We start from the raw sequence: 12,684 nt of genomic DNA, 5'->3' as shown, positions 1-12,684 counted from the left end.
GAGCGGTAGTTCAGTTGGTTAGAATACCGGCCTGTCACGCCGGGGGTCGCGGGTTCGAGTCCCGTCCGCTCCGCCAAATAAGAAAAAAGCCTCTACAGAAATGTAGGGGCTTTTTTCTGTTCAAAAATCAACAGAATGTGTTATTCAGCCTAGAATGCAATACCTGCTAGATTATCAAATTTCAGCTCATTAGTGTTATTCCATCGCAGATCAATAGAAACCGGCCTGTCACGCCGGAGGTCGCGGGTTCACTGTCTTAACATCAGTAAAATTGCTGTTTTAGCCTAGCCAATAATGTGGTACACATTACTGGCCATATGCTTTATGACTTATAGCTGATTAACTAGAACGCGTAACTGACATTCAATTCGAGTGAGCGACCCGCACCAGCGATTTGTTGAAAACCGTTACTGTTATCAGCCTTATATTCAGCAATACTGATACCGCCAAGTGGCAATTGATAATACTCATCAAGCAGATTTTTCACTGCTATAGTCATTGTGGCATCTTGCCATTGGATACTGCTGCTTAAGTTAAGCAGTGTGTAACTGTCAGTTGTGTTTTCTAAACGCTGTTCATCCACGCGGTCTTTACTCGCAACCCATAGCCAACTGAGACTATTTTGCCAATCGCCTAGCTGTTGTTGTAAAGCTAGCTTAGTTTGCAAAGGTTTTATTTGATACAGCGCTTGGTCATTGTCATCTCTTTCGCCGCGCGTGGCACTGATATTAGCGTTAAGGAGCCATTTACCACTGCGGTTTTCTGTTATTTGATATTCAGCATCTATGCGTGCACCAAACAAGGTCACGTCCACATTTGCAAACTGTAAAATATGACGACGATTACTATCGATGCTTGTGCGATTAAAGCTGCTGACCACATTAGCATCAATATAATTATTGATGTCGCTATACCAAGCTGTTGCACTAAATGCTAAATCATCTTGTACTCGCTTGTAAGCCATACTCAATGTATGTGCAGTTTCTGCACTAAGGTCTGGGTTACCTATGTAGCCGTTTGCATCGCCGTACCAGCCAATCATAGTCGTCGACATGGTGCTTTGGCCCCAACTGTATCGCTCATATAAATTTGGGGCGCGGTTCTTTCGGGCTAAACCAAGTTCTATCACTTCAGTATCACTGAGTTGATAGCGAGCTAGAAGGGTGGCATCGATGTTATTGTCATTGTGCTTTCGATATAGGCTATTAAATTCATCTGCGGCCATGGCATTAACATTGGTCATGCCCATCATACTCATAGTGTTATAAGGTTGAACCTCACCTGTGCTGGTTGATACGTATTCATAACGAACACCTGCAGACAGCCACCAACGAGTATTAAGTGTTTGTTGCCACTCGCCATAAAGTGCAGCACGTTGGCGTTCGCCATCATTGATATTGACGTAGTCATTGGGGCCCATCATGGTAGAACCTTCAATCGCTGGCCATGTATCATCAAGCTGATAAACATAATATTCTTGGCCAATTAATAATGTACTGTCTGAACTGATTGGCAGCAGCCAATGCAGTTGGTAACTGTAATCTTTACCCTTAGTTTCCATTGGCATCATGCCGGTTTTTTCATCGCTAAAGAAACCCATCTCATGCTCGACATTGTGCCAGTTTACTTGGGCAGTGAACTCGCCTTCATTTTCCAGCGTTCGTTGATAGCGCACTAATGCGCCATAACTGTCATTATTCGTCATGTCCATATACTGGTTAGCGAAACCTTGAAAGGGGATATGTTGATGGGTCAATTTGACAGCAATTTGTTGGTTGTCATCTTGCCAAGCAGCAACTAATGCATGATTTTGTGATTGGTATAAGGTGTCTAGTACTTTATCGCCGTGGCCGTCGGTATAGCTGTTAGCGTCTTCAAATGCTCCTTGGTAACTAAAGCTTAATGTTTTATTTGCAACAGTGGCATTTACACCTGCGAGAATAGCGTCGTTGGTACTTCGGTAACCACTAGATATGTTACCACTTTGCCATGTCACATTGTCACTCTCGGTAAATACAGGGGTTAAGCTATTGACGTTAATTACGCCAGCAATGTTATCGCCACCGGCGCTCACCGGAGAGACTCCAGCAACCACTTGGGTCGAACTAATGTGATTGGCTGACACATAAGAAAGTGGCGGGTTCATCTGGTTTGCACATGATGAGGTAATATCACTGCCATCAATGAGCACCTTAATGCGATCGCCCATCATGCCATTTAAAATCGGTAATGCCGATACGCCACCTGCTTCAGAAAAGTCTACTCCTTGCTTTTCAAGTAAGCTTTGGGCTGAGCCGAGTAAGTCTTTGTTAGTCGTGTTTTGTCCATGTACTTCAACCCGCTCAATGCCTTCACTATTTTGCTTATCGTACTGCTCAGCCATTACTTGAGGTGTAATAGCAAACATTACAGCCAATGAAATTGATGAGTAAACCCATGGGTAATTTGTATTTGATTTAATGGTTTGGATTGCTTTTTTTACCAACGTCATCACCTTTGTTATTATTTTATCAACCTTTGATGAATATATTTCAAAGGTTTTTATCAGTTTTTTGAAATTATAACCTGCTAATAAATATGATGAATGCGACATAGTGTCGCACCTTGATGAATAGCTGTCTGTGGTGATGAATGAATCATGGAGATATCAATGACACTGCATCAGTTTCTGACATGTGGATTGATAACTTTTGTATGAAATGATTATTTTAGTGCTTGTTATTTAGCGAAAAACTTGCTTATACTGCGTGACATCTTGTCGGAGTGCCATTATGGCTGAGACCGTTTATTCGGGATCCGTTGAACCTGATCAGGCTAGAACCTGCGAAGGAAACAAGCGTAATAATCATGATAGTTGGGAAGATAAATAACGTATTAACAAGACCGTAAATGGACGTTTACCTCCGAGTTTTTTATCGGTTTATATATCCAGTTACGTTATTACTTTAGTATTTTTCTATGTGATTATTGACGTAAGCAATAGTATTTTTTATTGTTTACTGCTGCTATCAACACCTCTCCAGACAAGCAACTCTACTCTTAATATTGAGGTTGCTAATGTCAAATCCAAACCGTCGTCAAACTCGAGCTAACGCTCAACAATTTATTGATACCCTTAAACCGTTACAACATCCTAATTCTGAAAAAGTCTATTTAACGGGTAGTCGAGCTGATATCAACGTCGCTATGCGTCAGGTTAATCAAACTGAAACCGTGATTGGCGGCACCGATGCAAAACCCATTAAACAAGCCAATCCGCCTATTATGGTCTACGACTGCGCGGGTGCTTATTCTGATCCCCTTGCCGATATTAATGTGCGTGAAGGCTTACCTAAAATCCGACAAGCATGGATTGATGAGCGCCAAGATACAGAGCAATTAACCGGTGCAAGTTCAGGCTTTACCCAACAGCGACTAGCCGATGATGGACTCGATCATTTACGCTTTGATGCCCTTGTCGCGCCTAAACGTGCCAAGTCGGGCAAATGCGTGACCCAAATGTATTATGCACGCCAAGGTATTATTACCCCTGAAATGGAATACATTGCCATTCGTGAAAACATGGCTCGTGCTGAAGTAACCGACACCGTATTAACCCAAAAAGCGCCTGGAGAGGCTTTTGGTGCTCATATTGGTCAGCTGATCACACCTGAGTTTGTCCGTGATGAAGTCGCTCGAGGTCGAGCGATTATTCCGTTGAATATTAACCATCCTGAAACCGAACCTATGATTATTGGGCGTAATTTTTTGGTGAAGGTGAATGCCAATATTGGTAATTCAGCGGTGACATCTTCGATTGAAGAAGAAGTTGAAAAACTGGTGTGGTCAACCCGTTGGGGTGCAGATACGGTCATGGACTTGTCGACCGGGCGTTATATTCATGAAACGCGTGAGTGGCTTATCCGTAATTCGCCAGTGCCAATTGGTACCGTGCCGATTTATCAAGCATTAGAAAAGGTTAATGGCGTTGCCGAAGACCTCAGTTGGGCAGTATTTAGAGATACATTGATTGAACAAGCCGAGCAGGGCGTAGATTATTTTACGATTCATGCTGGGGTGTTATTGCGTTATGTACCCATGACCGCTAAACGCCTTACCGGCATTGTGTCACGTGGCGGTTCAATTATGGCTAAGTGGTGTTTAAGCCACCATCAAGAAAGTTTCTTATATGAACATTTTCGTGATATTTGCCAGATTTGCGCCCAATACGATGTGTCATTGTCGTTAGGCGATGGTATGCGCCCCGGTTCAATTGCCGATGCCAATGATGAAGCGCAATTTGCGGAATTAGAAACCTTAGGTGAATTGGTCAAAATTGCATGGGAATATGATGTGCAAACCATCATTGAAGGCCCTGGTCATGTGCCAATGCAATTGATTAAAGTCAATATGGAAAAGCAATTGGCCCTTTGTGACGAAGCACCATTTTATACCTTAGGCCCACAAACAACCGATATTGCGCCGGGCTATGATCACTTCACCTCTGGTATCGGCGCTGCCATGATGGCTTGGTACGGCGTGGCGATGTTGTGTTACGTCACCCCCAAAGAACACTTAGGTTTGCCAAATAAAGAAGATGTAAAACAAGGCTTAATTGCCTACAAGATTGCAGCTCATGCTGCTGATGTCGCTAAAGGTCATCCAGGTGCGCAAGTACGTGATAATGCGTTATCAAAAGCCCGCTTTGAATTCCGTTGGGAAGATCAATATAACCTAGGTCTTGATCCTGATACCGCTCGTGCTTACCACGACGAATCGTTACCACAAGAATCGGCAAAAGTGGCTCACTTTTGTTCAATGTGTGGACCTAAATTCTGTTCGATGAAAATAACCCACGAAGTGCGTGAATATGCCGCGAATCTTGAACAAGCTGAAGCACTTAAGATTGAAGTATCTTCCGCTAGTGCTTATCAAGCTCAACATACGGCTCAAGCCATAAATCCGGCGGAAGCGATGGCACAAAAGTCGGCAGAGTTCAAAGCGTCGGGATCGGCGCTTTATCATGACGTCAAATCTGTCGCACAAGTTGATACTGACTTAACGGTTGAGGTGGAATAATCGCCATGAATTCATCGACATTTGTCAGTGAATCCATAACGCAAACCCCACCCATTGTCTGGACCATAGCGGGTTCTGACAGTGGTGGTGGTGCAGGGATTCAAGCTGATTTATTAACTTTGCAAGACTTGTCGTGTCACGGGTGTAGCGTAATAACCACATTAACCGCACAAAACTCAGTTAGTGTGAGTCTTGTTGAAACCGTTTCTGAATCCATGTTGTTGGCTCAGTTCAACAGTTTACTCGTGGATTTGCCGCCAGTGGCGATTAAAATTGGCCTGTTGGCATCCCAAGCACAGGTGGACATATTAGCTGGCTGTTTAGCTCAAATGCGTGCTACTCAGATGATGGTACCTTTTGTGGTGCTTGATCCTGTCATGGTCGCCAGTAGTGGTGCGCACTTTAATCCTATCGATCTCGATTTTAGTCCTCTCATTGGCTTAATTGATTTACTAACGCCTAATCAGCACGAATTGAAACGTTTATGTTCTCAGTATGCGTTAGCGCAATATTGTGATGTCGATAACAAGGTTGCTCAGCAACAGCAAATGATCTGCGATGCCAAATTGTTATCCGATACATTTAAATGCAATGTGCTCGCTAAAGGCGGTGATGCTCAGTGGCAGCAACAATATGCAATAGATGTATATGTGAGTAAAAACGTTAAAGGTGCCAGTATTACACACAGTAATGCGGTGTTTATGCTAAGTAGCCAGCGGATAGCAACCACCAATAATCATGGCAGTGGTTGCACATTATCATCTGCAATAGCGTGTTTTATTGCCCATGAGTTCGTTATTCATGATGCTATTGTGCTGGCAAAAGCCTACGTCAATAAGGGACTCACTTTAGGCGTAAGCCTTGGTCAAGGACCTGGTGTCTTAGCCCGTACTGGTTGGCCTGATGATTTAGGAATGATGCCATCAATCAAGTTGGTATCTTCTGAGCATCTCGCTGATGATTCGTGCAAGCAAGCTGCACCGAATGGTTTTAAATCGCTGCATCAACCCTTGGGGATTTATCCTGCTGTAGCTGATATCGATATGCTTAAAAAATTGTTAAAAGCGGGCTGTAAGACGGTTCAATATCGTGCCAAGTTAGCTATTAATATCGATACTGATGACAGCCATGTAGTAGAACGATTAACGCTCGAAGCCAATATCATTGAGGCCATCAAACTCGGTCGCGAATATCATGCTCAGTTGTTTATTAATGATCATTGGCCACTGGCGATTAAACACGGTGCGTTTGGGGTTCATTTAGGCCAAGAAGATATGGCAACTGCAGATTTAACCGCGATAGCGGCAACAGGAATGGCGTTAGGGTTATCGAGTCACAGTTATTTTGAAGCCTTATTAGCCCACCAATGTTCGCCTTCATATATTGCTCTTGGGCATATTTTTGCTACCACGACCAAGCAAATGCCTTCCGCGCCTCAAGGGCTCAGTAAACTTAAACGTTATGCCAGTTTATTTGCGCGCCATTATCCTACCGTTGCTATTGGCGGGATCGATCTCAGTAATTTGGCGTTGATTGCGGATACCGGCGTTGGTGATGCTGCTGTTGTTAGAGCGGTGACTACTGCTGACGATCCGGCGAAAGCTTATCGAACGTTGCATCATAAATGGTTGCAGCTTACCCGACCTTTACCTAAAGCCAATTTATCTCAGGAGGGCGTATGAGTACTTTATCTGATCGAGATTATATTCAGTATTCGCGCACCATGTTACTGAGCGATATTGGAGAAGCTGGGCAGCTTGCCATTATGAATAGCGCTGTAGTGATCATCGGTGTTGGAGGCTTAGGGCATTTAGTGGCGCATTATCTAGCTGCCGCGGGTGTTCAGAAAATACTGTTAATTGATCATGATGTGGTTGAACTATCCAATCTACCAAGGCAACTCCTGTTCAGGGCCGCTGATATTGGCAAAGCCAAAGTCAGCATTGCAAAAAATGTGCTTAGTAGCGCTTACCCTGAAATCACCATCGATGTGCTAGCACAACGAGTTACATCAGCGCATTTTAATCAGCTTCTTAAACGATTTGCGGTAAAACCTGTGGTGTTTGATTGCACTGATAATGTGAGTGCGAGGCAACTGATAAACCAAATGTGTGTACAGCATCAGTTAACCTTGGTTAGTGGTGCTATTAGTGCATATCAGGGGCAATTATTTTGTATCGATTTTTCCCACACACATTCGCATTCATACAGCGGTTGCTATTGTTGTTTATATCCACTTGATACCCCCATTATGCAAAATTGTACTCAAACTGGAGTGCTAGGGCCTGCTGTGGGTATTATCGCCAGTATGCAAGCGCTGGTGGGCCTTCAGCACATCTGCAATACCTTTACCCAATACGGTGTTCTACATCGATTTAATGGTAAGGATTTACGCTGGCAGCATGCCCAAATGAGTCAAGACCCACAATGTGAAGTATGTCATCAATATCCATTAACTGATCATCAGGAGCGGTCTAATGTCACAAACTGATCCCCTCGAGCTAATAACCCTGCACCTTAATGGTGTCGAGCAACATGTTCGGGCCAATTTGAATTTGGCTGAACTACTTCTACTCAGCGATTTACCCACTCAAGGAGTGGCTATCGTGGTCAACGATACTGTTGTGCCTCGAAGTCGTTGGATGCATATAGTGTGTCAAGCCGATGACAATATCACCGTCTTTTCTGCCGTTGCTGGAGGTTAATGATGTTAACGATAGCCGATCATCAATTTTCGTCTCGGTTACTCACCGGAACGGGAAAATTTTCAGATCACAATACAATGTTACAAGCGATAGCAAGTTCTGGGTCGCAGTTAGTCACCTTAGCGATGAAGCGGATTGATTTGACTCGCGGCCATGACAATTTACTCGGTCCTTTGCAAAGTATGGGGGTTAAATTATTACCCAATACCGCTGGTGCGCGTAATGCCAAAGAAGCCATTTTTGCTGCTGAACTCGCTTATGAAATGTTGGGCACTAAATGGATTAAACTTGAAATTCATCCCGATCCCAAATACCTCATGCCCGATCCAATTGAAACATTGATTGCGGCTCAATACTTATGCGAACAAGGCTATATTGTTATGCCTTATGTGCATGCCGATCCAGTATTGTGTCGTCGCTTAGAAGAAGTTGGTTGCGCTGCGGTTATGCCACTCGGCAGCCCAATAGGCAGCAATCAAGGCTTAGCGACGGAAACATTCTTAAGCATTATTATTGAACAGGCCAATATTCCGGTAATAGTAGATGCCGGCATTGGCGCACCTTCACAAGCTTGCAGAGCTATGGAAATGGGCGCTGCAGCAGTATTGGTAAATACCGCGATTGCAAGTAGTGCCAATCCCCAACAAATGGCTAAATGTTTTGCTGATGCAGTTGCAACAGGAAGACAAGCATATCTTGCTGGATTAGGGGCAGTGAACAACCATGCTAACGCGACCAGTCCTTTGACCGGATTCTTGTCAGAACCATCAATCAATTCGCTTGCAAAGTCAGTGAATGGTAAGGGGGGGCTAGCATGACGTATTCAAGCGTGTTTTCGCAATTAGCCCCCGATGCGTTATCGATGAAGCTGTATTCAACAACCGCCAAAGACGTAGAGCTGGCTTTGAAAAATCCAAGCGGTAATCTTGATAGCTTGTTGGCATTATTATCTCCTGCCGCAATGGCATATATTGAACCGATGGCGCAGCAAGCGGCTCAGCTGACTCGGCAGCGATTTGGTGCCAATATCGGTCTTTTCTTACCCTTATATTTATCAAACTTATGCGCCAACGAGTGCGATTATTGTGGCTTTAGTATGAGTAACAAGCTCAAGCGTAAAACCCTTAATAGTGATGAACTAGCAGCCGAAATGACGATTATTAAACAACGAGGCTTTGATTCGATATTATTAGTGTCTGGTGAGCATGAAACTAAAGTTGGAATGGGGTATTTTGAGTCGGTGTTACCACTCGTTAACACGGCTTTTAATTATGTAGCAATGGAAGTTCAACCATTAGAAACTGAACAATATCAGCGTCTTGGGAAATTTGGCGTTGATGCAGTTATGGTATATCAAGAAACCTATCGTCCACATACTTACGCTCAACATCATACACGCGGTAAAAAACAAGATTTTATCTATCGTTTAGATACCCCAGACAGAGTTGCTCAAGCGGGAATTGATAAAATTGGCCTAGGTGTATTACTTGGGTTAGATGATTGGCGACTCGATGCATTGTTAATGGGGCATCATCTTGATTATTTGGAAAAAGCCTATTGGCGCAGTCGCTACAGTATTTCATTACCTCGTTTACGTCCGTGTACTGGCGGTATTACACCAAAAGTTGAATTAACCGATGCAGGATTAGTACAAATGATCTGTGCGTTTAGGTTGTTTAACCCCCAGCTTGAAATCAGTTTATCAACGCGTGAGCTGCCGTCGCTGAGGGATAATTTACTGCCATTAGGGATTACCCACATGAGTGCAGGAAGCTCAACTCAACCTGGTGGTTACATGGCACCTGACAGTCAACTTGATCAATTTGAAATCAGTGATAACCGCTCTGTTGAACAGGTTATTTCACAAATTAAATTACGAGGGATGAATCCAGTATGGAAAGATTGGGAGATGGGTTGGGTTAACGGCTAACTTTTGTTTGAAAACTGTACATATTAGTCGGTTTAGGCCATAATAAATCGACTTTTTTAAATCAGGAGCAGTATTATGCAAGTTCAATCAGCCTATGCGTCAGGTATGCAGGGATTGCAAAGTGCTCAACAAGGTTTAGCGCAAGCAACAACATCTGTTGCGATGCCAGATCAACAAAAACCGGCTGTGTCTATTTCACCAAGCCAAGATACTGTGACCTTAAGTTCTCGTGCTGTTGGGCAAACTGACACAACATCAGCTTTAGTGTCTGCGACTGAATCATCCAACCAAGCTCAAGCATCTGCTAAAGTGATTGAAGTAGCTTCTGAGACTGTTGGCAGTTTGATTGATATTGAAGTGTAATCATGAATGCGGCGATGGTTTCTGCAAACACTGGGGCAGTTAATAATACTGCCCAACTTAACCACCGCAATTCATTGTCCACGCCGCAAGCTCAACCACATACACAAGCAATCAATAGTGCTCAAACAACAAATAGCATTCAAGCCAGTAACCCTCGATCTGCCCCTACAATTGCTGTAGACATTCAATCTGGAAATATCCAGTCAGGTTCAGTTAAAAACAGCTCGCTCAAATCCAGTTCATTTCAAACTACGGTCTCATCAACAGCGGCGTTTAAGGTACCGATAGACCTTAAACCCACTATAAGCACAGATACTCAGCATAACTCTACATCTAGCTTAACTGCGAGCAATGAAACCAAGTCTCAAAAAATTATAGTTGCTGATACATTCAATAGTTACAGCTTAAAAAGTGGTCCACTTAATCTTACTGGAGTATTAAATCGTTCACCTACTCCAATCCAGGCAACTGATACCGTTGCTGGGACATTTGTGAGTACCGATACACCAGCCGCAACGAGTCATGGTGGAGCCGTTAATGCTCAACAGCCAGTAGTTAATATCTTTAATCAACCCTCGGATGCTTCAGCGACAGAAACAAATACTTCAGCTGTAGCGACAAATAGTACGGACCAAAATTCAACAGTGGATGATCCGTCAGTCAATGCAGAATCTCAAACATCAAACCGTCAAGCTGAAACAGCAGCTCAACAAGTTGAGCAACAGGTAAAAGACAAACAACAACAAATTGAACAAGCTGAAATTAAACAAATTGATCAACTGGCACAACGAGATACCGAAGTTAAAACCCACGAACAAGCCCACGCAGCAGTGGGAGGCAGTTTGGCACAAAGCCCGAGTTATCAATATGAAAAAGGCCCCGATGGACGTCGCTATGCGGTGGATGGTGAGGTCAATATCGATGTGTCTACTGTTGATGGTGATGCGCAAGCAACGTTAAGTAAAATGCAGAAAGTGTATGCCGCTGCGATGGCGCCAGTACAGCCGTCAATGGCTGATATTCGTGTGGCGGCGCAAGCATTACAAAACATGAATGAAGCAAAGAAAGAGTTAATAACAAGTAATTCAGATGCTTTGTCATCAACAACAACGAATACTTCCATATCGCAAAACAGTCAAACTTTAACCAATGATCCTCTTAATGCTGATGATTCAAACATGAGTTTATTGTCTCCAAATCGTTCATTATCAGCAGAACAGCGTCATTCTACTATGGCAAACGACACTGCAGCAGTTGACGGTTCAACTAGTCAGTCTCTACCTTCCCCAGAACGTTATTCACAACAGCATCAATCCATCGAAATCTACGTGTAGTTTTTTTCGATGTCTCTGCAGTATGCATTCAACACCAACTAAATTCGATAATTTAGCGATGGTAAATTATCTGAACTCGATATTAACGACTTAATCAGAACTTGGCTGAATGCATCCTAGTATCGCAAGCCAAATCATAATGCCCTATGTATATTTTGCCAAATGAGCTAATTTATATGGATGCTAAGATGTTTAATTGAAAGTGCAGGGAACAATGATTTTTCAGCGATTTGTGCAAGATAAGGATTCACGAGCATGTTGATTAAATATCTACAACACCAAATCTAAGTAAACTTTTGTATACTGATAATCAGCCATTAAAAGGTAAGTTATGCTGTTTTAAAATTAAGCTTTCTAATAACTTACAAGCAGGGCCTTGCTGATCGCGATTAGGGACAACCAGATTCAATATTGCTTTTCGATTATTACCTCCACGCAAATGAAGACGGATGAGTTGTTTATTTTGCAGTTCTTGCTGCACAACAAAGTTCGGGATCCAACAAAAGCCTATGTTACGCGCTAAAATCGATTTTGCTTCATGAAAGTTAGATACCGTCCAACGTTGTTCCGCTTTTAGCCAACCAATATCATTGGTTGCATTTATTCCCGTATCTTTAATCACAATTTGTAAATGCTGGGCTAACTGCTTGTCATCATCAATGCGTTCTAATTGCGCAAGCGGATGGTCTGGATGACACACAAGTTCAAAATTTAATTCACATAATGGCTCTGCAATATGGCCTTTGGGTGGTGTAGCGCAAATAGCAATGTCGACTTCATTATTAAGCACCAGTTCATGAGTACCAGTGATCACCGAGTCGATAATCGTTACCCTTGTACCACGACTTTGAGGTAAAAATTCGTCTAGAGCTGCCACTAGAGTGTCCATCGGATAAATGATTTCTCTGGCAATAGTAAGGTTAGGTTCCCAACCTTGTCCTAAATTTGAGGCTAATTGTTCTAGCTCTTCAACCGATTGAGTTAAATGACGAGAACGACGTAATAACACTTCTCCTTGCTCGGTTAAATAGGCTTTGCGGCCTTTTACTTCGAGTAAGTTAATCCCCAGTTGATACTGCAACTTGGCCACCGCATGGTTTAGTGACGATTGGCTCTTGTTGAGCTTTTCTGCAGCCTGAGCATAGCCTCCAAAATCAACAACAGCTTGGACAATTCGCCATTGTTCTAAGGTTGATTTAGCTCGGCTCATTAAGTGTTCTCTTTATTGTTGAGTAAAAATGACGGAAAATCATAGCATTGTTTGAAATAAAAAAGGCAAATGCACTGCATTTGC

Annotated in this window: 10 protein-coding genes and 1 riboswitch; of the genes, 8 read left to right on the top strand and 2 right to left on the bottom strand. The window is 43.1% G+C overall.

Annotated elements, in window-relative coordinates:
- Positions 1-343 precede the first annotated feature (343 nt).
- Positions 344-2,491: a TonB-dependent receptor plug domain-containing protein gene (locus AAEY94_RS19830; RefSeq protein WP_350979767.1), complete on the bottom strand. Its 2,148-nt coding sequence runs from the start codon at positions 2,489-2,491 to the stop codon at positions 344-346.
- A gap of 258 nt (positions 2,492-2,749) precedes the next feature.
- Positions 2,750-2,849, top strand: a riboswitch (TPP riboswitch).
- 208 nt (positions 2,850-3,057) lie between these two features.
- Here AAEY94_RS19830 and thiC point away from each other — a divergent pair.
- The 8 genes from thiC (at position 3,058) to AAEY94_RS19790 (ending at position 11,390) form a co-directional block, all read left to right on the top strand.
- The gene (thiC, locus tag AAEY94_RS19825) at positions 3,058-5,058 is read left to right on the top strand and encodes a phosphomethylpyrimidine synthase ThiC (RefSeq protein WP_162023267.1); all 2,001 of its coding nucleotides are present in this window, start codon (positions 3,058-3,060) and stop codon (positions 5,056-5,058) included.
- A gap of 5 nt (positions 5,059-5,063) precedes the next feature.
- Positions 5,064-6,740: a bifunctional hydroxymethylpyrimidine kinase/phosphomethylpyrimidine kinase gene (locus AAEY94_RS19820; RefSeq protein ID WP_350979764.1), complete on the top strand. Its 1,677-nt coding sequence runs from the start codon at positions 5,064-5,066 to the stop codon at positions 6,738-6,740.
- The gene (locus tag AAEY94_RS19815) at positions 6,737-7,549 is read left to right on the top strand and encodes a HesA/MoeB/ThiF family protein (protein WP_350979762.1); all 813 of its coding nucleotides are present in this window, start codon (positions 6,737-6,739) and stop codon (positions 7,547-7,549) included. Before AAEY94_RS19820 ends, AAEY94_RS19815 begins: the two co-directional genes overlap by 4 nt.
- Entirely contained in the window at positions 7,536-7,763 is a 228-nt protein-coding gene (gene thiS / locus AAEY94_RS19810) for a sulfur carrier protein ThiS (protein WP_192115025.1), read from the top strand. The genes AAEY94_RS19815 and thiS overlap by 14 nt, the downstream gene beginning before the upstream one ends.
- Before the next feature lie 2 nt (positions 7,764-7,765).
- Positions 7,766-8,581 (top strand): thiazole synthase, encoded by an 816-nt coding sequence (locus AAEY94_RS19805; protein ID WP_350979766.1) that lies wholly within the window; start codon positions 7,766-7,768, stop codon positions 8,579-8,581.
- Complete coding sequence (gene thiH, locus AAEY94_RS19800) at positions 8,578-9,693, top strand: 2-iminoacetate synthase ThiH (RefSeq protein ID WP_350979759.1); 1,116 nt, start codon at positions 8,578-8,580, stop codon at positions 9,691-9,693. Before AAEY94_RS19805 ends, thiH begins: the two co-directional genes overlap by 4 nt.
- A gap of 75 nt (positions 9,694-9,768) precedes the next feature.
- Positions 9,769-10,056, top strand: a complete 288-nt coding sequence (locus AAEY94_RS19795; RefSeq protein ID WP_101087013.1) for a chemotaxis protein — start codon at positions 9,769-9,771, stop codon at positions 10,054-10,056.
- A 2-nt stretch (positions 10,057-10,058) separates the two neighbouring features.
- On the top strand, positions 10,059-11,390 hold the full coding sequence (locus AAEY94_RS19790) for a putative metalloprotease CJM1_0395 family protein (protein ID WP_350979757.1): 1,332 nt from the start codon (positions 10,059-10,061) through the stop codon (positions 11,388-11,390).
- A 310-nt stretch (positions 11,391-11,700) separates the two neighbouring features.
- Here AAEY94_RS19790 and AAEY94_RS19785 read toward each other — a convergent pair whose 3' ends face one another.
- A complete protein-coding gene (locus AAEY94_RS19785) occupies positions 11,701-12,600 on the bottom strand; it encodes a LysR family transcriptional regulator (protein ID WP_350979755.1) in 900 nt (299 codons plus the stop codon).
- Positions 12,601-12,684: the final 84 nt, after the last annotated feature.

The organism is Shewanella sp. AC34-MNA-CIBAN-0136, assembly GCF_040309945.1.
Taxonomy (GTDB): Bacteria; Pseudomonadota; Gammaproteobacteria; order Enterobacterales; family Shewanellaceae; genus Shewanella.
The sequence above is the reverse complement of the archived record's forward strand: the minus strand, read 5'-3'. Positions and strand labels throughout refer to the sequence as shown.